This window comes from Terriglobales bacterium (assembly GCA_035567895.1).
Classification (GTDB): domain Bacteria; phylum Acidobacteriota; class Terriglobia; order Terriglobales; family Acidobacteriaceae; genus Gp1-AA112.
The window spans coordinates 1-24,635 of record DATMPC010000066.1; the positions used below are offsets into that span (position 1 = coordinate 1).

Genomic DNA, 24,635 nt, shown 5'->3' on the forward strand with positions numbered 1-24,635 from the left:
CTCCAAACTTAAATCAGCCAGTTCGCAGCCTCGATCGAGGCAAGCACTTACGGCCTTACCGATACACTCGTGGGCCGTGCGGAAAGGAACTCCCTTCGCAGCAAGATAGGTAGCAGCGGCCATGGCGTTCATAAACCCACACTCGGCAGCAGCGCCCATGCGAGCGAAGTCGAACTCGCAGTCGCGCAAGAAGCCGATCGCAGTCTGTACGCACTGCAAAGATGTATCAGCCGTCTCGAACACCGGCTCCTGCGTCTCCTGCAAATCTTTGTTGTAGGCAAGCGGCAGACCCTTTGCGGTCATCAACAAAGAGGTCGCTGCTCCGGCAAGCCTTCCCGATTTGCCACGGATCAGCTCCAAGGCATCGGGATTCATTTTCTGCGGCATCGCACTGCTGCCCGTCGAGTAAGTTTCGGGCAAGCGCACGAATCCGAATTCACGTGTGGAGAAGAGAATCATCTCTTCCGCCCAGCGGCTCAGGTGAATGCCGAGCAACGAAGCTGCCTGTACGAACTCAATCGCAAAGTCACGATCGCTAGTCGCGTCGATGCTGTTGGCTGTGGGAGCAGTGAACCCGAGTTCCGCGGCCATAGCTTGCCGATCCAACGGGAGCGTCGCTCCTGCAACTGCTCCAGATCCCAAAGGACAGAAATTCAGCCGTGCGCGGCAGTCTTGTAGGCGTGAGTGATCGCGCAACAGCATCTCCGAATATGTGAGCAGCCAGTGCGCGACCAGCACAGGCTCTGCGGCTTGCAGATGCGTGTGCGCCGGCATCGCCGATTTTCCGGCTGCCTTGGCTTTCTCGGTAACTACATCCACAAACTCGACAAGCTTGAGGCCAAGCTGATCGATCGCGTCACGCACGAACAGGCGCAGATCGGTAGCAATCTGCTCATTGCGGCTACGTCCAGCATGCAGCTTCAGGCCAACGTCACCTGCGAGTTCGACCAGCCGGCGTTCGAGGAAGTGGTGAACATCCTCCGCTTCGCTATCTTCGAGAAATCGCGGATCGCTCTCCACGGCATGCTTTACATGCGCAAGCGCGTCGAGCAGCGACTTCAGTTCGGTCGGAGAAAGAACGCCGACGCCAGCAAGCGCACGAGCGTGCGCACCGCTGGCCGCGATCTCCTGCGGCAGAAGTCGCTTGTCAAAGGGAAACGACCGCTGCCACTGCTCGAATTCCGGATTCAGCGGCCGGCGGAACCGGCCCGACCACATCTTCACGCCGACACAACCTCCTCTTCAGGAGTAGCTTTGCGCAGGATGGCTCGTGAACGCGCAGGCAGCCCAAGAATGCGGATAAAGCCGGCAGCGTCCTTCTGGTCGTAGCTTTCGCCCATGGTGAAAGACGACAGATCAGTCCGATAGAGCGAGTACTCCGACTTGCGGCCAGTAACAGAGACATTGCCTTTGTAGAGGCTCAATCCCACAGTGCCTGTGACTTCTTTCTGCGTGCTGCTTACGAATGCATCGAGCGATTCGCGCAACGGCGTGAACCAAAGTCCGAAATAGACGAGCTCCGCATATTTCAGCGCGAGCTGCTGCTTGAAGTGCATCAAATCGCGATCGAGGCACAACGCTTCGAGTTCGCGATGAGCAGTGAGGATGAGCGTGCCGCCCGGAGTCTCATAGCAGCCGCGTGACTTGATGCCGACGAAACGGTTCTCGACCAGATCGACACGACCCACACCGTTGCGCGCGGCGATGTCGTTCAGCTTTTCAAGCAGCGCAACAGGAGCGAGGCTCTTCCCGTTTATGGAAACGGGCACACCATGGGCGAATCCGATCTCTACCTGCTCTGCTTTGTCGGGCGCGGTCTGCGGAGAGTTAGTCCACTGCCATGTCGTCTCCAAAGGAGCGTTGGCTGGATCTTCGAGTTCGCCGCCTTCATGGCTGATATGCAGCAGGTTGCGGTCGCGGCTATGGATCTTCTCGCGGCTCGCTGCGACGGGAATTCCGCGGCTCTCGGCGTAAGCGAGGCAGTCCTCACGCGATTTCAGGTCCCACTCGCGCCAGGGCGCGATCACCTTCAACTGCGGAGCGAGCGCTTGATACGCATGCTCGAAGCGCACCTGATCGTTGCCCTTACCCGTGCATCCGTGTGCAACGGCAGTAGCGTTTTCTTCGAGCGCAACTTCTACCTGATGCTTGGCAATCACCGGACGAGCGAGTGACGTGCCCAGAAGATATTTGTGCTCGTAAACCGCTCCGGCCGCGATGGCCGGGAAGACGTAATCGGTGAGGAACTCCTCGCGCATGTCGCGTACGACGACTTTCGAAGCGCCGGTCTTATAAGCCTTGGCGACGACGGCATCAAGGTCTTCACTCTGTCCTACGTCCGCAACCATGGCGATCACGTCATAGGCATAGTTTTCCTTAAGCCACGGAATGATGATGGAGGTATCGAGTCCTCCGGAATAAGCAAGTACAACTTTCTCAGGCATGAACTCTCCTTGGTTTCTTCTGGCCGGCGGAAATACGCGGTGCATTTCCGCCGAGCAACATCAGCATGATGGCCTTCTGGACATGCAGCCGGTTCTCGGCCTGGTCGAAGACTACCGAACGCGGTGAGTCGATTACGGCATCCGTGACTTCTTCTCCGCGATGCGCGGGCAGGCAATGCATAAAGATCGCGTCCGGCGCGGCGTGGGTAAAGAGCTTGTCGTTCACCTGGTACCCGCCGAAGATCTGTTTGCGGGATGCCGCTTCATTTTCCTGGCCCATGCTCGCCCAAACGTCGGTGTAGATCGCGTCGGCGCCGTTGACAGCTCTTTGAACGTCGGTGAGAAGCTGGATCGTTGCCCCGGTTGTCGAAGCAATTTTCTTCGCTTGTTTCACGATCTCCGCCTTCGGGCTATAGCCCTCGGGAGTAGCAACGCGGATCGTGCTCCCCAGACATGCAGCCGCCAGCATCAGGGAATGCGCCACATTGTTGCCATCGCCAACGTAAGCGAGCGTCACGTTGCGCAGGTCGCCGAATTTTTCCTGAAGCGTGAGGTAGTCAGCCAGCGCCTGGCAGGGATGTTCGAGTTCGCTGAGCGCATTGATCACAGGGATGCTCGCGTGCTCGGCCATTCCGGTGACAGTCGAGTGAGCAAACGTGCGCAGCACCAAGCCATCGACCCAGCGCTCGAGGTTATGAGCGATGTCGCTGAGCTTTTCGCGCGCGTCGATGCGCGAGGCTGTCTGATCGACAAAGAACGCGTGTCCGCCCAGGCTGGTGATGCCAGCTTCAAACGTGAGCCTTGTGCGCAGCGAGGGCTTTTCAAAGAACATCACTACTTGCTTACCCGCGAGAGCTCCGCGAAAGTCCACGGGACGCGCTTTCATGAGGGCCGCCAAATCAAGTACGGAGCTAATTCCTGACGGACCGAGATCGCTGATGGAAATCAGGTCCTCACACCACGATTGCATCTCTGGCATCGGGCTTACCGGGATCTGAGTTACGGGTCGTGTGCTCAATGTGTGCTCCCTTGCGCAACCAGTTCACCTTCCGGGGACACTGGCGCTTCTTTCTGGATGTAGTGCTTCTCGAGCTGCTTGAGTGTTGCCTCCAACGACTTCACTACTTCATCAATGTGCTTCTTCGCGATCGTGTATGCCGGTAGAAAGCGCAGCGTAGTTTCGTGGGTGCGATTGATGATCACCCCGCGCTCCAACATTGCCGGAACTACTGCTTTGGCCAAATCAGCGGAAGTGAGTTCGGCCGCGACCATCAAGCCCAGACCGCGCACTTCGCGAATCGATTTGTGCTTTTTCTTGAGCGCTTCGAGCTTCTTGACGAAGTACTTGCCCAACTCGCGATTGGACTTGATTAGCTTCCTCTTCTCGATTTGATCGATCACTGTGCAAGCAACGGCACATGCCAGCGGACCACCACCGAAGGTAGTGCCGTGCATGCCTGGCTTAAGAGCGCTGGCCGCTTCATTCGTGGTCAGCAGCGCGCCAAGAGGCAAGCCGCCAGCGATCGGCTTCGCGATGGTGACCACGTCCGGCTTGATGTCGTAGTGCTGATAAGCGAACCACTTTCCGGTTCTCCCGAGCCCACTTTGAATCTCGTCGATCAGGAGCAGAGCACCGCTACCTGCAGTCAGCGCTCGCGCGGTCTCCAGAAATTCGCTGGATACGAGCTGGATGCCACCCTCGCCTTGCACCGTCTCAATCGCAACCGCGCAGACGCTGTCGTTGAACTTCTGTTTCAGATCCTCGACGTCATTGAATGTGACAAACTCGATGCCGGGAAGAACCGGTGCATACGGATCGCGATATTTTGCCTGACCTGTGGTCGAGAGCGATCCATAGGTGCGGCCGTGGAAAGAATTCTCCATCGCCAACACCCGCCACTTAGGCTCCGATCCGGTGGGTGCTTTCTTCTTTGCGTAGGCGCGAGCAATTTTGAGCGCTCCCTCCCAAGCCTCGGTGCCGCTGTTCGAGAGGAATACCCGATCGAGGCCGGAGATCCGCGTCAACCGCTCAGCGAGAGGCGCGGTGAACTCGTGGTAGAAGAGGTTCGACGAGTGAATCAGGCGGGCCGACTGCTTCGCGATCGTCTTCAGCACCGCGCGATCGCCGTATCCCAGCGCATTCACGCCGATGCCAGTGATGAAGTCGAGATACTTGCGGCCGTCGGCATCATAGAGATAGACGTCCTTGCCGCTCTCGAGCAACAGCGGAACTCGATCGTAGGTAGGCAACAGAAGCTGCCCTTCCTTCTGTTTTGCTTCGGCCAGTTTCATGCCACCATCACCTCGGTGCCACAGTCGATCTTGCAGGTATAGAAGTCCGGAAGCAGCGCGACTTCGCTCGCCGGAAGAATGCGTACGCGACCTACTCCGCGGCGCAGCGCCTCCTGGCACGCTTCCAATTTGGGAAGCATGCCGCCACGCACGACGGAAGTTTTCACGAGGTCTTCGATCTGCTTCATCTGCAGCCAGCGAATCACCGATCCGTCAGCGCTCTTCACACCGGCAACATCGGTAAGGAAGATGAGCGCATGCGCGCGGCAGGCCACTGCACACGCAGCGGCGGTCTGATCGGCATTCACGTTGTAGTACTCGCCGTCGGTGCCGAGAGCAACGCTGGAAATGACGGGAATCCCGCCTGCGTTCCAGATCGATTCGATCCAGCGCGGATCGGCCGAGCAGATTTCACCGACATAGCCGAGATCAGTACCATTCGTCTTCTTCTTGCGCGCGCGAAAGCTTAGACCATCGGCGCCGCAAATGCCGATGGCAGCCTTACCCAGCGCGCCGATTTCGGCGACAAGAGCCTTATTCACCTTGCCGGCCAGAACCATGAGAGCAACGTCCCGCGTTTCCGAGTCGGTAACGCGCAGACCGTTTACGAAATTGCTTTCCTTGCCCAACTGATGCAACGTGCGCGTAAGCTCAATACCGCCGCCATGCACGACCGCTACCTGGTGATGCTCGCCGTCGGCGAGTTCCACAATGGCACGCGCACACTTGTGCACGAGTTCCTTGTTGTCGAGCGCCGCGCCGCCGATCTTGACTACAACTTTCAATTCAGGCCGTCCTTTTCATCGAAACCGAACATCACGTTCATGTTCTGCACCGCTTGGCCGGCAGCGCCTTTCATGAGGTTGTCGAGGCACGAGACTATGACCAAGCGCTTGCCATCGGGGCTCAGGTTGAATCCCACATCGCAATAGTTGGTGTGCAGCGAATAGCGAATCTGCGGTAGCTTGGTGCCAAAGAGGCGAACCCAAGGTTTTCCCACGTAGAACGTGGCGTAAATCGACTCGATTTCCGCGGGAGTCATCGCCTGTTCAAGCCGCACGTAGGTCGTCGAAAGAATTCCACGCGGAATGGGAAGCAGATGCGGCGTAAACGTCAGCTCGTCGTCCTGCAGATTGAGCTGCTCAAGGATTTCTCCGAGATGCCGGTGTGTGAAGACGCCATACGCCGAGAGATTATCGGCTACTTCCACAAAGTGAGTCGTAGCCGTAGGCTGCTTGCCCGCACCCGAAACTCCCGATTTGGAATCGCAAACGATCCCTGCGCTGCGATTGACAACCCCCGCAGCAACCAGCGGAGCCAGTGCGACGATGACCGAGGTCGCATAGCAGCCCGGATTCGCGACAAGCGTCGATCCAGAGATTTGCTGCGAGCGGAGTTCGGGCAGTCCGTACACGGCCTTACCGGCAGTCGTGCTAGCCACTGCCGGATCAGCATCATGAAAGCGGTAAATCGCGAGATGAGATTCCTGCTTCAATCGCCACGCACCGCTGAGGTCAACGACGCGCATGCCGCGCTTGAGGGCCTCAGGAGCCCACTCACGCGAGGTCTCGTGCGGAGTGGCGAGGAAGAGCAGATCGACTTGGCTGTCGCTCAGCTTCTGCCAGTCGAACGGATGCACGCGCAGTTGGCCGTTCCCAAGCACGTGCGGGTAGTACTCAGTCAGGTCGGCGGAGTTTCCGGACTCGCGAGATAAAAGTAAAGGTTTCGCTAGGCGAGGATGCCGTCCGAGAATGCGCGCGAGTTCAAATCCGGCATAACCGGTCGCGCCAACGACCGCGGTCTGGAGTTGCGCGCTCACTAAGCAAGCATCTCCCTTATGCGGTTCGCCAGACGCTGCGCGTGTTGTTTGTCTTCGCAAATAATCAGGATGGTGTCGTCGCCGGCGATGCTTCCCAGCATCTCCTCCCAGCCTTCAGCGTCGAGCGCTGCCGCAACGGGCTGGGCGCTGCCGACACTGGTCTTGACCACAAGCTGGTTCTGGGCCTCGTGGACGCCCAGCACAAACTCCCGAACCAGTCGCTCAGCGGAGGGAAGCCCTGCCTCACCTGCTGCCTGCGCGGTAAGGGAATAGCCGGTGCCGGTCTTGATAATTCCAAGCTCGTGGATGTCGCGCGAGAGGGTAGCTTGGGTGACCTGCTGCCCCTGGCGCGCAAGAGCGCGCCTCAGCTCCTCCTGGCTTGCGACCTTTCCGTTTTCAATCAGTTGCAAAATCAACTGTTGCCTCGTGAGCTTGGACATGATGCATTAATATGCATCACTATGTATAAATATTCTACTCCTGTTGTGTCAAATAGTTTCGGCAAATTTTTGCCCTCTTTGGTGCCCAGCAAGGTTCCGTTAAGTCCCGGGTCAGCTTTAACTTGTGTGTACTTCGGCAGGAAACTGGCGTATCCTGCGGCAGCTCCAGCAAAACTCATTTGTTGCGATTTGTTTAATGCGGAGGGAGTTGGGTGTCGCTTCACTAAGCTTCTCCTTGAATAGATCGGAAGCCAGTGAACAATTTCTCAGCTGATCACTGGGACCGGAGAGGGCTCTCAACCACCTTCAAAAACAGGAGATCCACGCCATGGCCGCACCGGGACAGGAAACAGGGCAGGAAAAGCGAACTTCACCGCGGAAGGAGATGAAGGTTCCTGCCAAAGTACACGCAGGTGAGGACAACATTTCGGCAGAGGCGCTGAACCTAAGCCAGTCTGGCATATTCCTGGAGTGTTCGACGAAGGTGAGCGAAGGCAGCGAGGTCGATATCGTGATGATCCTGCCCAAAGAAATCACAGGTGAGGCGGCAAAGTGGGTCTGCTGCCGCGCGACCGTAAACCGTGTCGAAGATGAAAGATCGCAGGGACGCTATGGCGTTGCTGCCACTGTAGATCGCATCCAGGCCATGCCGGAACTTACCTGGCCCGAGGTCGACCGCCGCATCACCGACCGCCGGACGAGCGAGCGACGGATTGTGGCTCGCGGAGGACAGGACAGACGGCGGCGCGAGCGACGCACGCCTCCTTCGAAGTAGACAAACTTCGTAGCAGAGTTCCACAGGCTGTGGGGAGAACGTCGTCGTAGCGAACAGAGCATCCCTGATCTTTCCCTATTATTTTTCTGAATCCGCGCGAAAACGATACGAAGTGCTTTGCAGATAATCGCTTGCGTAGAAATCCACAGAATTCCCTGTTAATTCCTGGGTTTTGAACGAAATTTGTGAATTTCGGGCAAGATTCGATGATTTCGAGATCGAATTCGAAAATTCCCCTGTTGTTTTGCCTGTTTCTGGATTTCGATAGTCGATTCTTCGCATTCTCCCTAGCCGGACGCTCACTTTTGTAACTGCTGCAATTGATCCTCTGTCACGGAAGTAAGTGCAACTCCTTATTCCAAGCTCCAGTTGCGCAGCTCACAATTGAGCGATCTCCCCGGAGCTTTCTTTGAGCGCCACATCTGTAGCTTTGGACTTGCGATCGGCGGGCCCGGTTTCGCCTCCGGCTGACACTGGATCGAAACGCCGCCGGTGGATCGCGCGCGTTCCTAAGCCGCTTTTCTGGATCACCGTTGCGCTCCTTCTCACCTTCTCATTTGTGCTCGACTTGGGAATGGTGCCGACGGCGTCGATGGAAGGGACGGTTCTGGTCGGAGATCATCTGCTGATGCTCAAACTGCCCTATGGTCCGCATGTGCCGTTCACACAGCTCCGATTGCCCCAGTTGCGAACTCCCCAGCCGGGTGAAATCGTCGCCTTTCGTAGTCCGGTAGAACCGGGAGAGATTTATCTCAAGCGCGTGATCGCCGGAGCTGGAGATGTTGTTGCCCTTCATGGTGGCGTGCTCTACGTAAATGGCATCCGATCGCGAGAGACTTACGCGCGTGTGCGTCCCAACCGACGCTGGACGTGGCAGGAAAACATCGGACCGTATCGTGTTCCGGCCGGATCGCTGTTTGTACTCGGCGACAATCGCGATAACTCCGAGGACAGCCGCTATTGGGGACCGATCCAGGTGGCAAGTGTTGTCGGCGAGCCGCTCATGATTTTCTGGTCTTACGATGCGCCCAGTTCCGAGTGGCTTGATCCGAATTGGCTGCATCAAGTGCAGCTTTATGCGTCGGCGTTGAGTCATGTAACACAAGTTCGCTGGCGCCGGACGGGCATGCTCCTCTGCCTCAAGTGATACACTTTTCGTTTCCCGTCCTCGCAAACCACCTGAAGGACCCGACTGCTTGGCCCAATCGACAGCCCAGAAGACGAATCGCCGACCCGCTACCTACTCTCAGGCCGGCGTAGATATCAGCCGCGCCGACCGTGCCAAGCAGCGCATTAAATATCTCGCGCAAAAAACCTTCAATCGCAGCGTTCTCAGCGACATCGGCAGCTTTGGTGGATTGTTCTCGCTCGGCCAGAAATACCGGGATCCCGTGTTGGTTTCGAGCGCAGACGGGGTCGGCACTAAGCTCAAGGTCGCCTTTGAGATGAACCTGCACCATACCGTGGGCGGCGATCTCGTGAACCACTGCGTGAACGACATCGCCGTACAAGGAGCCGCGCCGCTCTTTTTTCTCGACTATTTCGCCAGCGGAAAAGTTGATCCCGAGGTGACGGAGAAGGTCGTATCGGGCCTGGCAGATGCGTGCAAGCAGAATGGATGCGCTCTGATCGGTGGCGAGACGGCAGAGATGCCCGGCTTCTACTCCGACGGGGAGTATGACATCGCCGGCTTCATCGTTGGCGTCGTTGAACGCGATCGCATTATCACCGGCGAGCGAGTGGAGATCGGTGACGTGATCGTTGGCCTTCCGTCGAACGGACTTCACACCAACGGATACTCTCTAGCCCGCAAACTCTTCTTCGAAATAGCGCGCTATACGACGGAAACGTTCGTCAGCGAGATCAAAAACAAGGCCGGCAACGAGCTAATGCGCACGCACAAGAGCTACTGGCCTATCCTGCGCCGTTTGATTGAGGCCGAGGCTGTTATGGCTATGGCTCACATCACTGGCGGTGGAATCACAGAGAATCTGCCCCGCGTATTACCCAAAGGTACGGCGGCGAACATTCAACTCGGATCGTGGCCAGTACTACCCGTCTTCCAACATCTGCAGAAGCTGGGCAACGTGGATCAGGAAGAGATGATGCGCACGTTCAATATGGGAATCGGCATGATCCTGGTGGTACCGCCGAAGAAGTTCAAACGAGTGCAGAGCATTCTGGATCGCATTAACGAAAAGGGTTATACGATTGGGCGCATCGTTAAGGGCGATCGCAAAGTTATCTACTCTTGAAGCACTTTTCACCACGGAGACACTGAGACACGGAGAAAAGCTGAAGAGGGCTTCAAGTCCTAAGTCTCGCCTCGGCGAGGTTTGATCGTGCAAGGTCCGTTGTTTTTGCGTTGAAAGCTGAGACTCGAAACTCGTTGAGGCTCTTTTTTGCCTTTCTCGGTGCCTCCGTGTCTCCGTGGTGAAAAATCCTGAAATGAAACGACTCGGCATTCTTCTCTCCGGACGCGGTTCTAACTTCATCGCCATAGCCGACAACATAGCAGCGGGAAAAATTCCCGGCGCGGAGATCGCAGTCGTTATCTCAAATAAGCCTTATGCACCCGGACTGCAAGCAGCCGAGCAACGCGGGCTTAACGCACACGTAATCCAGAGCAAGGGACTCCCACGCGCGGAGCACGATGCTGCCGTGGTCGCTTGCCTGCGCGAGCACAAGGTTGATGTTGTTTGCCTGGCGGGATACATGCGCCTGATCTCGCCGGTATTTCTCGAAGCATTTCCCAATCGCGTACTGAACATCCACCCTTCGTTACTGCCGGCGTTTCCTGGACTCGACGCACAACGCCAGGCGCTCGAATACGGCGCGCAGATCAGCGGGTGTACTGTGCACTTCGTCGATGAAAACCTCGACCACGGGGTCATTGTCACGCAGCGCTCAGTTGCAGTGTCGCCCGATGACGACGAGCACAGCCTGGCAGAGCGCATTTTGGAACAGGAACACATTGCATACAGCGAAGCCATCCGCATGGTGCTCAGCGGGGACTACGAGATTGTTGGGCGGCGGTACTTGAGCAAACCTGTCTCACCACGGAGGCATGGAGACACGGAGAAAGCCGTGTGAAGTTTAGTGCCGCCGTCCTTCGTGTCCCATTCCACACACTGTGTTGTCCTGAATACGCATCCTCCGCTTCGCGCTTCCGCTAACTCCCTCTGAAATCAGCGAGCTTGGAAATGGATACTGATCTGCCCTTCCGTGGATGACTGCGCAAGCAGCGGAGGTGATCAGGTGAAAAAGTTCAAGAGCTCTATCTCAAAGTCAATGGAGCGCGCCGCAATCAGGGTGGCTCCGAGTGGCAAGGCGGCAACGAAAGTGTTCGCTGCTTTGCTGGTCCTGGAACTCGCAGCGGGAACTATTGGGTGTTCCAAATCGAAACCCGTAGCCCAGAACGCGCAAAATTCTTCCAATCAAATTGTCGCGACCGCGCCGGTCGCCGCGGTTCCCAGTGTGGCACCAGTCCCAGTAAGCCAGCCGGAGACGGCGAAGAAGAAGTCGGTACAAGGTCCAGTGCGGAAGCTGCCTCGCACGCTTCTCTACACTGACGCCGATTCCGGCTTCTCCCTCGCTTATCCACGCAAGTCTTCTCTGAAAACCGGACAGCGGGCGGAACTCGAAGCCATCGGAATTGAGTGGCTACCGATGAACTTTGTGCAGCAGGGCGGAACGACGGTGACCATGCTTGAGCTCCCCAGCAACACAAAGGAGCAAAAGGGTTCCAGCGAGTTCTTCGCGGTAAGCGTCCACAACGGTCTGACCGCGGAGCAGTGCGGAAAGTTCGCGGGCGAGTCAGCGTCAAAATTGGACAATTCGACTGCGGAGAAGGCAGATGCGATGTCCATCTCCAGAGTGAGCTTGCACGGGTTCGAATACTCTGAACTAAACCGCCAAACCGATCAGGGAAATGCGAAGTACTACCATCGCTTCGTGCCCGGATCTGGGGAGATCAGCTCTTGCTACGAGTTCACCCTGGCGGTGAAATCTGGCGAGAAGAAGGCGGAAGGCGAGAACATTGTAGTCAGCTCAGATGCAAAGAGCACGCAGGTCCAGAAAAAGGACGACTTTGCCAGGCTGGAGAAGATTCTGGCCTCGGTAAAGATCAAGGCTGAGTCTGAGCCGGCGAAGGTTGCGGCGGAAGCTTCGTCCAAGACGAACGGCAACAATAATGAACAAGCCGAAACGGCAAAGACCATGGCCAAAGGTGACGAGAACCCTCGGTAAGAGCGAGCACAAATAAGGCCAGATTCACCTCGGGTCTGGCCTTGTTCCTTAACTTGCGACCCAGCCACAAGCCCGTCCTGGCTCTCCAATGGCCGCCACCACTTACTCCCAAATCGCCGGGTACTACACTCCTGGAAAGAAATCTCCGCCTACACCGGTCGTGGAGTGCGTACGATCCAACGTTACGAGGTCCGGGTTTGGCTTCCCGGTTCACCGACCCGCTGGATCACCGCGCGGCGCCGTGCTCGCGTTTAGCGAGGACTCGCTCGGCGGACGGGGCTGAATGCCAAACTTACAATTGCCAAAGGAGCGCCTCAGCCGCGCCCATCTAGCATGTCCGCCTAGCGGTTCGAGTTGGCCTTGACCGCTTGCGCTTCGTCCCAATTCCGAAAAGATCTGTCTGCATGAGTCATCTGTCCTTCTTTGATTGACATGCAAAACGTCTGTCCAGTAGCTTAGTGGCCTTATGTTTGACCTGCCCATCGCGAGCACGTGTTGTTTGTGATCAGCGTGCGCTCGTGTGTGGAGGTGCATTCCTAGACTTTCGTAGCAGTTCCCGATGAGTCTTCAAAGCCCATCCACCGCTGATGGGCTTTTTATTTTTTCAAACAAACGGAGTAGTAATGACGCAGACTCCTGAAGTTCGGAACCCCGATTCACTAGCTTTTCACTTCTCTGTAACTGCGCATTCATACTCCCCCAATATCTATGGAACTCGCTCAAAATTCAGGCGAGCTGACACCGAAGTCTCGCCAGCAGTCTTTTGCATCGCGGTGAAGCGAATCATCCACAGACTCACATTTTTTTGGCGAAGGAGAAGGAATGAAAGCGTTGCTTCGAAGTTCGTTAGTGTGCCTGCTTTCGAGCGGCATGCTGGTAGCACAGAGCGCAAGTACAACTCAGAGCACTGCCAGCACTCAATCGAAGACCAGGAAAACGACAACTCGCCGCGCGGCGAAACCCGCAGCCGCTGCGGATACGACCGCCGAGCAGTTGCGCGAGCTGCGCGATATGCTCACCACGCAGCAGCAACAGATTCGTCAATTGCAGACCCAGCTTGCCGCCCGCGATCAGCAGGTTCAGCTAGCCCACCAGGCCGCGAATGACGCGAATGCCAAAGCTGCAGAGGCGTCCGCAAGAGCGTCAGAGGCTGCTTCTACGATTGGCGATTCAAAGACGCAGGTTGCGACTCTTAGCGATACGGTCAGCGCGTTGAAAGCGAACGATCAGAATCTGACGGAGACGATCCAGAGCGAGCAAAAGCGGGTAAATGACGAGTTCGGAAATCCAGCCGCGATTCGCTTCAAGGGAATCGGTATCAGCTTCACCGGAAGCTTCCTTGAAGCGGCTTCCGTGTGGCGCGACAAGGGCATGGGTGCGGACATCAATACGCAGCTCACCGGCGGTCCATTTAATGGCGCTCCAAACGCGAATATCAGTGAACTCAATCTCAGCGGACGGCAATCACGTTTGGCGATACTTGCTGAAGGAAAGATTGGGAACTGGACTGGACGCGGTTACTACGAAGGTGATTTCCTATCGGCGGGCGTGACCTCGAACGACAACCAGAGCAACAGCTACACCTTCCGCCAACGCCAGGCATTCGCGCAGGCTGAATCGGCCAGCGGCTGGACCATCACCGGCGGCCAGATGTGGTCCCTGGCAACTGAGACCCGCAGTGGACTCGCCAACCGGACCGAAGTATTGCCGCAGACTATCGACCCGCAATATACCTCGGGCTTCACCTGGGCGCGTCAGTTTGGGTTCCGAGTGACCAAGAGCTTCGGCACGAAAAGAAAGTTCTTCCTCGGCGGTGCGGTGGAAGAGGCGCAGACGCTGAACCTGGGTGGCGCAGGGGCCGGTACATTTATCTACCAGCAGGCTGGAAACACCGGCGGTCTCTATAACAACGGCGGCAACACTGCTCAACAAAATTACAGCTACAACTATCTGCCTGACTTCATCATTAAGGCCGCATTCGAGCCAGGATTCGGACACTACGAAGTATTCGGCATCCTGCGCGGATTCCGTGATCGCGTGTATCCCAACGCTACCGCGGCCAACCAGGGAACTGCCGCCAGCGGGGTCGGCGCGTTCAACTACACCACGATTGCCGGCGGACTCGGCTTTAACTCTCGATTCGCTATCGTCCCCAAGAAGCTTGATCTTGGCTTCCATATCCTTGGCGGAGACGGAGTGGGCCGCTATGGCGACGACACTCTTGCCGATGTGACCACAAGAGCCGACGGAACGCTCGCACCAATCCGTGGCGGGTCCGCTCTGGCTGGTCTGGAGCTGCACGCCACGCCGAAGTTGGAAGTCTATGGCTACTATGGGGGAGATTATGACGAGCGCCAGCTATACAACGCTGCCGGGAGCCAGGGCTATGGGCGCTTCACTGCCGCAACCACGGGCTGCAACGTAGCAACAATAGCCGTAGGCGGCGCCATCAACACACCAGCAAGCAGCACAACCAATCCCGCCAACTGCAGCCCGGACACTCGCGACGTCCAGGAGTTATCCGTCGGATATTGGTACGACTTCTACCGCGGGCCAAAGGGCCGCTTCCGCCAGAGCTTCCAGTACTCGTACTTGAATAAGCAGACGTGGCGCGGAACCGGCGGATCGCCGACCGCGAATCTCAATATGTTCTTTACTGCACTCCGCTATTACCTGCCGTAAGACTGTCCAAAGCGCAACACCTCCATTGCCGGTGGGCTCGCAACCCACCGGCTTTTTTCTCGCACACATATTGAAGCGGCAGCTTTGTGGCACAGCCGCCCTCGGCTGTGGCGCTGCCCAAAGTCAACATAGGCGAGGGCGTTGTTGCCACTCGCAGATTCCCCGGTTGAAGCCCAATCGAAGACCCGGAAAATTCCTTCGCCGGATATGGAGTCCAACGGCCGAACGTACTCGCAGTTCCGAACTTAGATTCGTCGCAGCGGACGCCGCAGCATTTTTTCATACCGCGGCATTTCAAGTAGCTCCTCAGTTCACGCTCGGAAACAGCTCGCGTAACCCAGTCCGCGGTCCAGCCTATCGCGATGGGGATTTATCTTTCAGCAAACACACCCGCATTGGAGAGCGTCTGGATGCCGAATTCCGCCCGGAAGTATTCAATCTCACGAATACGCCAGCCTTCGAGCAGCCGGCGGAACCCTCGGAACGTCAGCCTTCGGTACCATTACCAGTACGCGTCAGACCCGCGAGTATTCCAGTTCGCGATCAAACTGAACTACTGATTTTCTCGAAAATTTGCCGATAAACAGCGCCATTTGAAGATCTACTGTCTTTTAATACAGCATTCACGCAGCTTTGCTAGCGTAGGCTGAATGTCCGTGACCCAGCCGCAACAACCTATGGGGTCCGCCGCAAATCCTGGAGCGGTAGGCGAACACCTGCGCGTGGTGCCGCGCCGTAGTAGCAAGACAAGCCGAATGGCGGACACAAGTTTTCAGGGGTTGGTTTGGTTGTGCGCCGCATGTGTTCTAGCCATCGTCGCGTTCATCCTGATGGAACTCATCAAGGGATCGAGCCTGTCCCTCCATCAGTTTGGCTGGAAGTTCTTCACTGGCAGCGATTGGGACCCGGTAAACGGAAGTTTTGGGGCTTTACCCTTCATCTACGGAACGCTGGTCTCATCACTAGTGGCCTTGGTCATTGCCGTGCCCTTGAGTCTTGGCGTCGCGATTTTTATCACCGAGATGTGTCCTCGCTCGCTGCGTGGAATCCTGTCATATCTGACGGAGCTACTGGCGGCCATACCTTCGGTGATCTATGGAATGTGGGCAATCTTCGTGCTCCTTCCACTGCTCAGAAAATATGTTGGACCAATACTGGCGAAGACGCTCGGCTGGACTGGGCTCTTCACGGGTCCGATGTACGGGGGCGGCATGTTAACCGCCGGCATTATTCTCGCGATCATGATTGTGCCCATCATCTCCTCAATCACTCGCGAGGTGCTGACAGCGGTCCCTCACCAGCAGCGGGAGGCGGCTCTCGCGCTTGGAGCCACGCGCTGGGAGATGATTAGGGTTGGCGTGCTGCGCAACGCGCGAGCTGGCATTGCCGGTGCAATCATTCTTGGGCTGGGGCGCGCCCTAGGCGAAACGATGGCTGTCACCATGGTGATTGGCAATCGTCCGGAGATTTCTAAATCACTCTTTGCTCCGGCTTACACCATGGCGAGCGTGATCGCGAATGAATTCAGCGAGGCGACTGACGATTTGTATGTGAGCGCGCTCATCGAGATCGGACTTGCCCTGTTCTTTGTGACCATCATCGTGAACATCTTTGCGCAGCTCCTGGTCTGGAGCGTCACGCGTGGCACTCCACGGAGGGCCAGTGCCTGAAGCGACGCCAAGGATCCAGTGGCATCGGCGGCTTGCGGACAAGTTTGCAACCACACTTGCGGTGGCTTGCGTCCTTTTGGTCATGCTGCCCTTGGCAGCGATCTTTATCTACTTGGTGATTCGCGGCATCGGGTCTCTCAATCTGGACTTCTTTACGCACATTCCCGCCGGTGGTCCAGGTGAACCCGGGGGCGGAATGGCCAATGCGATTGTTGGATCTCTCGTCATTCTTCTGGTTGGAAGTACCATCGGAGTGCCACTTGGTGTCGGATCGGGAATCTACCTATCGGAGTATTCACGAGGACAATTCGGCAGACTTGTCAGGTTCACCGCCGACGTTCTAAATGGCGTGCCATCGATCGTGATCGGCATGGCTGTTTATGCCATGTTGGTTTTGCACCACCACTTCTCCGCTTTCGCTGGCGGTGTAGCGCTCGGGATTATGATGATCCCGACGATTACCCGCTCCACTGAAGAGATGTTGCGCCTCGTGCCCAGTAACATTCGCGAAGCTGCGCTCGGCTTGGGAATCCCGCAATGGCGCACGGCGATGTCGATCACGCTGCGCACGGCGATGTCTGGAGTCATAACCGGTGTAATGCTAGCGTTCGCGCGTGTTAGTGGCGAAACCGCTCCTCTTATATTCACAGTACTAGGCAATCAATTCTGGAGCACAAAGCTCACTCAACCTATCGCGGCTCTGCCCTTACAGATCTACACGTACGCACTTTCTCCATACGACGAATGGCATCGTCTCGCCTGGGCAGGTGCACTAGTGCTGATCGTGCTCATCGTTGCAACCAGCGCCTCCGTTCGCTGGGTGGCCAGTCGCGGATTTGCGGGGGGTGCTCACTAATGGGCGTCGGCATCAAGGTCGAAAATCTGAACGCCTGGTTTGGAAAACATCAAGCGCTCCATAGCATCAACATGGACATCCTTCCGAACCATGCCACCGCCATCATCGGGCCGTCAGGCTGCGGCAAGTCCACTTTTGTTCGCTGTTTGAATCGAATGCACGAAACCAATCCCGACGCCCGCGCCGAGGGCAAAGTGCAAGTCAAGGACATGGATGTCTATGGCGAAGGAGTAGCGCCAGTAGATGTTCGTCGGCGCATCGGCATGGTGTTTCAGAAGCCGAATCCGTTTCCTAGCATGAGCATCTACGACAACGTCGCGGCTGGGCTGAAGCTGAACGGATTCCACAACCGCAAAAAACTGGACGAGATTGTCGAAAACTCTCTGCGCAGTTCCGCGCTCTGGGACGAAGTGAAAGACGACCTGAAGAAGAAATCCGGGGCCAGCCTTTCCGGCGGACAGCAGCAGCGGCTTTGCATTGCGCGCGCACTTGCCGTTGAGCCCGATGTTCTTCTGATGGACGAACCGGCTTCGGCGCTCGACCCGATCTCGACTTCGAAAATTGAAGACTTGATCTTCGAACTGAAAGAGAACTACACCGTAGTCATCGTGACTCACAACATGCAGCAAGCAGCGCGCGTAGCGGAATTTACCGCGTTTTTTCTTTTGGGAAAGCTGATAGAGTTCGATAAAACGGAAAAAATCTTCACCACTCCGACCGAGAAGCGCACGGAGGACTATATTACGGGCAGGTTTGGATGACGCGTACTCGTTTCCACCAGGGACTTGATGAACTAAAACAGCGTCTGCTGATCATGGGCGGTATGGCGGAGCAGGCCGTTGACCGTGCCATTCACGCTTATGCGACTCGCGATGTCGAACTGTGCAAGAAGGTCCTGGAAGACGAAAAGGCCATTAACGCCTCGGAGCGCGAGATCGACGAAATTGCGGTCGATCTTCTGGCCATGCAACAGCCCATGGCCATCGACCTGAGATTTCTATTTGCCGTAATCAAGATTAATGCTGATTTGGAACGTGTCGGTGATCAAGCGGTAAACATCGCTGAGCGCGTCCTTGACTTATCCAAGTTCCCGGTCGCCGACCTTCCCGTAGATATTCCCCGGATGGCCTCGATCGCCGCGGCAATGGTCCATCAATCCTTGCAGGCCTTTATCGAGGAGAATGCCGAACTAGCTCAGCAGGTACTCGAGCGTGATGACGTTGTGGACGCAATCAATCGCGAAGCTTTCGAGGCGCTCACCCACGTGATGCGAGACAACCCAACGTTGACGCGACAGGCGCTCGACGCTCTCATCATAGCCCGCAACCTTGAGCGTGTTGCCGATCATGCCACGAACATCGCGGAAGATGTCATCTTTTGGGTCCGTGGCGCCGACGTTCGCCATCACGGCGTTAGCTAGTCCGGTCCTTCCATTCCGTTATCCTTAATAACGGAGTTATATAGGGGTGCGTCCAGATGTGCCAGTTTCCCTAATAACCTATCTTGTTTCATATAGTTAACCGAATAATCGCAGAAACTAGCGCCTGATCGCACCAGTTGACGAAACTGCGCGAAAACATGGATGCTGTGAGAAGGTAAGTAGAAGGTTCTTCTAGAACCTTGGGACCTCACCAAAGTGGCTGCGAGAGGAAGTGACGACATGGCCGAACGTAAGATCCTGAATTCGTGGAAGGAAATCGCAAATTATGTTGGGCGAGGAGTACGTACTGTCCAGCGCTGGGAAGCGCATCTGGGTCTTCCCGTGCATCGGCCATCAGGAAGGGATCACAGCGCAGTACTGGCCTTCTCCACTGAATTGGATCAGTGGCTGGATAGCCGTCCTGTGAGGCAAGCGATGTCCTCAGGTGTCGAGCCGCTCGCCACCGTCGGCACTGCAGCTGCCGAGATGCAGGAGCTGATAAGCCGGGCAGAAATTCTCTTGAAGCAGCTGGAATCAGTACTTTCGCGCAGTGAGGAGATGCACCGTAGACTCTCCGGTACCATGGATGCCCTGGCCAACGGCCAACTTGAGCGAGATCTACGCGGAGATAAGATACTTCAGGGCACTCGGGCTGACGCAGCCTGAGCCACGCCAAGCTGATTCCAGTTAAGGCCCTAATCTCGACCCTTCAACAGATTTCTCTTGGGATAACGTACTTTCCTCGCATCTACTTAAGCCAGAATCACTGCTGGTTGCTCCTGAGTTTCTCGCGGTTTACATTCATGGTGGCCACAACCCACAGGATTTCTTGATGCATTCATCTTTGACGACCTCCGTCCGTCCAGCCCTCCGTCCAGGTTTCTCGTCTTCGGAAGAACTCTGGAAAGAGATCCTGAAACACATTCGCTACACGCTCGGACAATCCCGCGTAGACCTCAGTCCGAAAGCCATACTGCGGCCGCTGGCGCTTGCGATTCGGGATCGCCTGATCGACGGGATGTTAGAGACCGAAGAGCGCTATCGCACAACGGGTGCCAAGCGCTTGTATTACTTATCGATGGAATTCCTCATGGGCAGGGTGCTAGGCGACAACCTGTGCAACCTCCAACTCAACGAACTCTGCCGCGAGGCGCTCGCTGAGCACGGCATAGACCTCAACGAAGCGCTGGAAGCTGAGGCCGATACCGGCTTGGGTAATGGAGGCCTGGGACGTCTGGCGGCGTGCTTTCTCGAATCGCTGGCAACGCTAGGCATGCCAGGCTTCGGATACGGCATTGACTACGAGTACGGCATGTTCACCCAGGAGATTCAGGACGGCTACCAACGTGAAAAGCCGGATCGCTGGAAAAAACACGGAACTCCTCTCCAGATACCGCGACCAGATCAGTCAGTGCACGTCCCCATCTATGGCCGCTGCGATGCGCACGCGCGAACTGCGCAATGGACCGATCAGAAACTAGTAGTCGGGATTCCCAGCGACTTACCCGTGGCAGGCTACGGCGGTCGCACGGTGAACTATCTGCGTTTGTTCTCGGCACATGCATCGGAGGAGTTCGACATCCAGATCTTTAATCGTGGCGATTACATTCGCGCCGTCGAACAAAAGATTGCCGGCGAGAACATTTCTCGTGTGCTCTATCCTTCGGACCAGGTTAGGTCAGGTAAGGAACTTCGACTCCTTCAGGAGTACTTCCTGGTTGCGTGCGCTCTGCGCGACATACTCCGCGCCTTCCTGGCGGATAACAACGATCTCAACCAGATTCCTCAGAAGATTGCGATTCAGATGAATGATACGCATCCGGCTCTGGCCGTACCCGAGTTGATGCGCTTGCTGATCGACGAACACGGTATGGAGTGGAAGCCGGCATGGGCGATCACGCAAGAAACACTCGCATACACCAATCACACGCTCCTGCCCGAAGCGCTGGAGAAGTGGTCGCTGCCGCTTCTTGAACACGTGCTCCCGCGGCACATGAACATCATCTTCAACATCAATCATGACTTTCTGATGAAGGTGGTTCAGTCTGATCCGCTGGACTTCGAGCGCACACGACGCATGTCGATCGTCGAAGAAGCAAGCGAGAAGCAAGTGCGAATGGCGCTATTAGCAATCGTGGGCAGTCACTCTGTGAATGGCGTCTCCGAGTTGCACAGCGAACTCATCAAGAAGACGCTTGTACCCGACTTCGCCAAAATGTTCCCTGAGCGCTTCAACAATAAGACGAATGGCGTGGCGCACCGTCGCTGGGTGTTGAAGGCAAATCCGGGGCTGTCCGATCTCCTGAATCGCGCGATCGGTGAAGATTGGATTCTCGACTTCGATCAGATTAGACGCTTTGAGCCGGCGGCCGACGACGCAGGTGTTCGCTCTGAGTTCCGCGAGATCAAGCGCGAAAACAAGCAGCGCCTCGCGAAAGTGATCGCTCAGTCCACGGGAGTACTCGTCGATCCTGAGTCGATGTTCGATGTGCACATCAAACGCTTTCACGAGTACAAGCGTCAGCTTTTGAACTTGCTGCGCATTACGTATGACTATCTGCGCGTCACCGAAGACGGTGAGACGCTCCCGACTCCGGCAACTTACATTTTTGCCGGTAAGTCCGCGCCCGCATACATCGCGGCTACCCAGATCATTAAGCTGATCAACAACGTCGCTCGTACCATCAACGCAGATAAGCGCGTCAACGAGCAGATCAAGATCGCTTTTATTCCCGACTACCGCGTCTCGCTCGCCGAGATCATCATTCCCGCCGCCGATTTGAGTGAGCAAATCTCCACCGCCGGAATGGAAGCTTCCGGAACGGGCAACATGAAACTCGCCATGAACGGCGCGCTTACGATGGCCACGCTCGACGGCGCCAACATCGAGATGCTGGAGAGGGTGGGGAGCGACAATATGTACATCTTCGGACTGACTGCCGAGGAGATCGCCGATCGCCAGGCGAGAGGCTTCCAGCCGCGCGAAATCTACGACGCCGATCCGCGCATCCGTCGTGTAATCGACGTGCTCTCCTCAGACCGATTCAGCCCCAACGAGTTCGGCCTCTTCCGTTGGGTGTACGAGACTATGGTTTACCGCGACCGCTATTTTCATCTTGCCGATCTTCCGTCATATATCGAGACTCACGAGCGCGCTCAACGCGACTTCAGCGACCGCGAAAACTGGTCGCGCCGTGCCATGCTGAACGTAGCTCGCATGGGCAAGTTCTCCAGCGACCGGACGATAGTCGAATACTCGCGAGATATTTGGCACTTGGCGGCAGTGTAGGGCACGCTATCCGCCGTCTGCTATCGACATTCGCCTATTAACTGCCTGAGGTTCCCTAAGCATGGGGTTGGATGAGGGCTGAAAGCCGACGGACTCGTTTCCATCTATAATTTTCGTATCGAATGAAGAAGTCATTACGCACGATAACAACGCCCACAAGTCCTAGAAAAGCTCCCCGGATCCGTTCAACAACTGTTCTTTGTGTGCGACGGGATGGCAAGGTCGTCATGGCCGCCGATGGACAGGTCACGCTCGGTGAAGGCGTGATCAAGCACAACGCCCGCAAAATTCGCAGGCTTTACCAGGACAAGATTCTTGCAGGATTCGCAGGATCAACCGCCGATGCGTTTTCTCTCTTCAGCCGTTTCGAAGCCAAGCTGGAGCAATATCACGGAAACCTGGGCCGCGCCGCGGTAGAACTCGCCAAAGACTGGCGAACCGACAAGATCCTTCGCAATCTGGAGGCACTGCTGATCGTTGCTGACCCCGGTCAAACATTTCTTATAAGTGGCGCTGGGGATGTCATTGAGCCAGATGAGGGAATCGCAGCAATAGGAAGTGGCGGTTCGTATGCCCTGTCCGCAGCACGCGCATTGATGAACAACACGCAGTTGCCGGCGCGGACGATCGCTGAAGAAGCGATGAAGATCGCAGGCCAAATCTGCATCTTCACCAATGATCGGATCACCTACGAGGAACTGGCAGGAGTGCCACAGCCGATCGCTGTTGGGCAAGACGGCGCGCCCAGATAACCCGTCACACAGCCGGGCTCGGCTGTGGACGCAGCTCTGAATGCACGCGAGCGTTGCTGCGCTACGTCATATCTGCACAGCCCGCACGCTGATCACCGCCGAGATTCTTTTCAATTCTTCCAACGCATTCGGTGTGACCGCCTGATCAGTCTGCACCACTGCCATAGCTTCCGCCCGAACCGACGCAGCTCCGGCCGAGACACTCACGGCCGCGCTGCTGGCGCTAGCATCGCTGCGCCCCAAAGCGAAGTTAGCGATGTTAATCTCGTTTTTGCCAAGAACGGTTCCCACTTGGCCGATAACTCCAGGCACGTCCCGATTCCGCAAAATGGTGAGATGACCCTCAAGCGGAGCTTCGACATGGAAGCCATCAAGATCGAGCAGCCGCGGCGAGCGTCCATGCAGTACGACCCCGCGCGCGCGATGCTCACCTTGATGAGTGCGTACAGAAAGTGAAATCACATTACCGGAATTCGTGTCGTCCGGCTTCTTCTGCTCCTGCACTTGGATACCGCGCTCAGAGGCAACTGAGACAGCATTGACCAGATTCACGCTATCGATACTTTGCTTGAGGGTCCCCTTGAGCGCGGAGTTGCGCAGCAAGGCCGTCTTCCAATCAGCAACTTTTCCGTGATACCCAACGGTGATGCTCTCGACATTTCCTTCGCTGAGCTGGCCGAGAAACAGGCCTAACTTCTCCGAGAGCTCAATGTAGGGATGCATTTCGCCATATTCTTCGTCAGAAAGGGAAGGCACATTGACGGCGTTCTGAATGACGCTGCGCTTGAGATACTCCTTTACCTGAAGGGCGATCTGCACTCCCACTAGTTCCTGCGCTTCGTTGGTCGAGCCAGCGATGTGCGGAGTCGCGATCACATTGGGAGCGGCGAGCAGCGGATTTTCCTTCGGCGGCTCTTGAGTGAATACATCGAGTGCCGCACCAGCTACGTGTCCTGAATTGAGCGACTGGAGCAGAGCAGCCTCGTCGATCAATTCACCGCGCGCACAATTCACAAGGCGGACGCCTTTCTTCATCTTCGCTAGCGCGGCAGTGTTGATCATGCCCTGTGTTTGCGGCGTTAAGCCAACGTGCAGCGAGATGTAGTCGGAGGCCGCGTAAAGGTCGTCGAGGCTGGAGAGCTCAAGCTCAAGATCGCGAGCCAGTTGCTGTGAGACAAACGGATCGTAAGCAATGACTTTCATGCCGAAAGCCTTCGCGCGCCGGGCCACCTCGACTCCAACCCTCCCGAGACCGACGATGCCGAGTGTCTTGCCACGCAGCTCCGTGCCTTGCAGGGATTTCTTTTCCCATTTTCCCGCTCGCGTTGTTTGATCGGCGCGTGGAATGAATCGCGCCAGTGAGAGCATGAGACCGAGAGTGTGCTCAGCGACTGCGATGGCATTGGCGCCGGGCGTGTTCATTACCACGATGCCCTTGCGCGTCGCGGCATCGGTGTCGACGTTGTCTACTCCCACACCGGCGCGACCGATTACGCGGAGCTTCTGCGCCGCGTCGATCAACTTGGCATTCACATCCGTCGCAGACCTGACGACGAGAGCGTCGGCGTCGCGAACAGCGGTCATCAAGTCGCCCATCTGTTCACTCGTAACAATTTCGAAGTCGGGCTCGTCGCGAAAGACTTTAAGTGCTGCTGGAGATACTTTTTCTGCGATAAGAATTTTCATGAGTTCCTGAATGAAGATGGTGAGAACGGACGCCGCAATTTGATGTTGTTTTTTAGGAGCTCAATTCTTTCAATCTGTCATCCTGAGCCTTCCGTTGGCGAAGGATCTCCCGCGATGCACCGAACTAAATTGCTGCCTCCCGGCCCTCCGGCCCGAACCTCCTGGTGTAAGAGCCCTGGTGTAGCAATTAAGCCTGACACATTCCGGGAGATCCGTCGCCAACAGAAGGCTCAGGATGACAGTTGTAGTTAGTGTCGTAATT

General features: G+C 56.5%; 21 protein-coding genes. 13 read left to right on the plus strand and 8 right to left on the minus strand.

All coding sequences use genetic code 11. From position 1 onward, the window contains the following. From argH to argR, 7 genes are all read right to left on the minus strand, one after another. On the minus strand, positions 1 to 1,218 hold a 1,218-nt coding region (argH, locus tag VNX88_14235), incomplete at its 3' end, for an argininosuccinate lyase (protein ID HWY69825.1). Positions 1,219 to 1,220: 2 nt separating this feature from the next. Continuing rightward, entirely contained in the window at positions 1,221 to 2,444 is a 1,224-nt protein-coding gene (locus VNX88_14240; protein ID HWY69826.1) for an argininosuccinate synthase, read from the minus strand. After that, positions 2,437 to 3,462 (minus strand): ornithine carbamoyltransferase, encoded by a 1,026-nt coding sequence (argF, locus tag VNX88_14245; protein ID HWY69827.1) that lies wholly within the window; start codon positions 3,460 to 3,462, stop codon positions 2,437 to 2,439. The genes VNX88_14240 and argF overlap by 8 nt, the downstream gene beginning before the upstream one ends. Next, a complete protein-coding gene (locus tag VNX88_14250; GenBank protein HWY69828.1) occupies positions 3,459 to 4,736 on the minus strand; it encodes an aspartate aminotransferase family protein in 1,278 nt (425 codons plus the stop codon). Before VNX88_14250 ends, argF begins: the two co-directional genes overlap by 4 nt. Then, the gene (argB, locus tag VNX88_14255; GenBank protein HWY69829.1) at positions 4,733 to 5,521 is read right to left on the minus strand and encodes an acetylglutamate kinase; all 789 of its coding nucleotides are present in this window, start codon (positions 5,519 to 5,521) and stop codon (positions 4,733 to 4,735) included. Before argB ends, VNX88_14250 begins: the two co-directional genes overlap by 4 nt. Then, a complete protein-coding gene (gene argC, locus VNX88_14260) occupies positions 5,518 to 6,555 on the minus strand; it encodes an N-acetyl-gamma-glutamyl-phosphate reductase (protein ID HWY69830.1) in 1,038 nt (345 codons plus the stop codon). The genes argB and argC overlap by 4 nt, the downstream gene beginning before the upstream one ends. Next, positions 6,555 to 6,995 (minus strand): arginine repressor, encoded by a 441-nt coding sequence (gene argR / locus VNX88_14265; protein ID HWY69831.1) that lies wholly within the window; start codon positions 6,993 to 6,995, stop codon positions 6,555 to 6,557. The genes argC and argR overlap by 1 nt, the downstream gene beginning before the upstream one ends. Before the next feature lie 328 nt (positions 6,996 to 7,323). Between argR and VNX88_14270 the strand changes: the two genes are divergently transcribed. The 13 genes from VNX88_14270 to hslV all read left to right on the plus strand — a co-directional run bounded on the left by VNX88_14270 (position 7,324) and on the right by hslV (position 22,687). Then, entirely contained in the window at positions 7,324 to 7,770 is a 447-nt protein-coding gene (locus VNX88_14270) for a PilZ domain-containing protein (protein HWY69832.1), read from the plus strand. Between the two features lie 409 nt (positions 7,771 to 8,179). Then, complete coding sequence (lepB, locus tag VNX88_14275) at positions 8,180 to 8,917, plus strand: signal peptidase I (GenBank protein ID HWY69833.1); 738 nt, start codon at positions 8,180 to 8,182, stop codon at positions 8,915 to 8,917. A gap of 49 nt (positions 8,918 to 8,966) precedes the next feature. After that, positions 8,967 to 10,025, plus strand: a complete 1,059-nt coding sequence (gene purM, locus VNX88_14280; GenBank protein ID HWY69834.1) for a phosphoribosylformylglycinamidine cyclo-ligase — start codon at positions 8,967 to 8,969, stop codon at positions 10,023 to 10,025. A gap of 193 nt (positions 10,026 to 10,218) precedes the next feature. Further along, entirely contained in the window at positions 10,219 to 10,863 is a 645-nt protein-coding gene (purN, locus tag VNX88_14285; protein ID HWY69835.1) for a phosphoribosylglycinamide formyltransferase, read from the plus strand. Positions 10,864 to 11,028: 165 nt separating this feature from the next. After that, positions 11,029 to 12,018: a hypothetical protein gene (locus VNX88_14290; GenBank protein ID HWY69836.1), complete on the plus strand. Its 990-nt coding sequence runs from the start codon at positions 11,029 to 11,031 to the stop codon at positions 12,016 to 12,018. 822 nt (positions 12,019 to 12,840) lie between these two features. Beyond that, entirely contained in the window at positions 12,841 to 14,700 is a 1,860-nt protein-coding gene (locus tag VNX88_14295; protein HWY69837.1) for a hypothetical protein, read from the plus strand. A 650-nt stretch (positions 14,701 to 15,350) separates the two neighbouring features. Next, positions 15,351 to 16,370: a phosphate ABC transporter permease subunit PstC gene (gene pstC / locus VNX88_14300; GenBank protein HWY69838.1), complete on the plus strand. Its 1,020-nt coding sequence runs from the start codon at positions 15,351 to 15,353 to the stop codon at positions 16,368 to 16,370. Continuing rightward, complete coding sequence (pstA, locus tag VNX88_14305) at positions 16,363 to 17,226, plus strand: phosphate ABC transporter permease PstA (protein HWY69839.1); 864 nt, start codon at positions 16,363 to 16,365, stop codon at positions 17,224 to 17,226. The genes pstC and pstA overlap by 8 nt, the downstream gene beginning before the upstream one ends. Continuing rightward, positions 17,226 to 17,987, plus strand: a complete 762-nt coding sequence (pstB, locus tag VNX88_14310) for a phosphate ABC transporter ATP-binding protein PstB (GenBank protein HWY69840.1) — start codon at positions 17,226 to 17,228, stop codon at positions 17,985 to 17,987. Before pstA ends, pstB begins: the two co-directional genes overlap by 1 nt. Further along, positions 17,984 to 18,646, plus strand: coding sequence for a phosphate signaling complex protein PhoU (gene phoU, locus VNX88_14315; protein HWY69841.1), 663 nt, complete (start codon positions 17,984 to 17,986; stop codon positions 18,644 to 18,646). Before pstB ends, phoU begins: the two co-directional genes overlap by 4 nt. A 240-nt stretch (positions 18,647 to 18,886) precedes the next feature. Further along, the gene (locus VNX88_14320) at positions 18,887 to 19,312 is read left to right on the plus strand and encodes a hypothetical protein (protein ID HWY69842.1); all 426 of its coding nucleotides are present in this window, start codon (positions 18,887 to 18,889) and stop codon (positions 19,310 to 19,312) included. Between the two features lie 166 nt (positions 19,313 to 19,478). Continuing rightward, complete coding sequence (locus VNX88_14325; GenBank protein ID HWY69843.1) at positions 19,479 to 21,935, plus strand: glycogen/starch/alpha-glucan phosphorylase; 2,457 nt, start codon at positions 19,479 to 19,481, stop codon at positions 21,933 to 21,935. Between the two features lie 122 nt (positions 21,936 to 22,057). Next, positions 22,058 to 22,687, plus strand: coding sequence for an ATP-dependent protease subunit HslV (gene hslV, locus VNX88_14330; protein ID HWY69844.1), 630 nt, complete (start codon positions 22,058 to 22,060; stop codon positions 22,685 to 22,687). Positions 22,688 to 22,753: 66 nt separating this feature from the next. On the opposite strand, the gene serA is transcribed toward hslV, so the two are convergent. Continuing rightward, complete coding sequence (serA, locus tag VNX88_14335) at positions 22,754 to 24,373, minus strand: phosphoglycerate dehydrogenase (GenBank protein ID HWY69845.1); 1,620 nt, start codon at positions 24,371 to 24,373, stop codon at positions 22,754 to 22,756. Between the last annotated feature and the right edge of the window lie 262 nt (positions 24,374 to 24,635).

Excerpts from the sequence above, each read along its gene's own strand:
- phoU (HWY69841.1), top strand. The coding sequence starts at position 17,984 with ATGACGCGTACTCGTTTCCACCAGGGACTTGATGAACTAAAACAGCGT.
- argR (HWY69831.1), bottom strand. The coding sequence starts at position 6,995 with ATGTCCAAGCTCACGAGGCAACAGTTGATTTTGCAACTGATTGAAAAC.
- serA (HWY69845.1), bottom strand. The coding sequence starts at position 24,373 with ATGAAAATTCTTATCGCAGAAAAAGTATCTCCAGCAGCACTTAAAGTC.
- VNX88_14270 (HWY69832.1), top strand. The coding sequence starts at position 7,324 with ATGGCCGCACCGGGACAGGAAACAGGGCAGGAAAAGCGAACTTCACCG.
- VNX88_14295 (HWY69837.1), top strand. The coding sequence starts at position 12,841 with ATGAAAGCGTTGCTTCGAAGTTCGTTAGTGTGCCTGCTTTCGAGCGGC.
- purN (HWY69835.1), top strand. The coding sequence starts at position 10,219 with ATGAAACGACTCGGCATTCTTCTCTCCGGACGCGGTTCTAACTTCATC.
- pstB (HWY69840.1), top strand. The coding sequence starts at position 17,226 with ATGGGCGTCGGCATCAAGGTCGAAAATCTGAACGCCTGGTTTGGAAAA.
- pstC (HWY69838.1), top strand. The coding sequence starts at position 15,351 with ATGTCCGTGACCCAGCCGCAACAACCTATGGGGTCCGCCGCAAATCCT.
- VNX88_14320 (HWY69842.1), top strand. The coding sequence starts at position 18,887 with ATGGCCGAACGTAAGATCCTGAATTCGTGGAAGGAAATCGCAAATTAT.
- VNX88_14325 (HWY69843.1), top strand. The coding sequence starts at position 19,479 with ATGCATTCATCTTTGACGACCTCCGTCCGTCCAGCCCTCCGTCCAGGT.
- VNX88_14240 (HWY69826.1), bottom strand. The coding sequence starts at position 2,444 with ATGCCTGAGAAAGTTGTACTTGCTTATTCCGGAGGACTCGATACCTCC.
- VNX88_14250 (HWY69828.1), bottom strand. The coding sequence starts at position 4,736 with ATGAAACTGGCCGAAGCAAAACAGAAGGAAGGGCAGCTTCTGTTGCCT.
- hslV (HWY69844.1), top strand. The coding sequence starts at position 22,058 with ATGAAGAAGTCATTACGCACGATAACAACGCCCACAAGTCCTAGAAAA.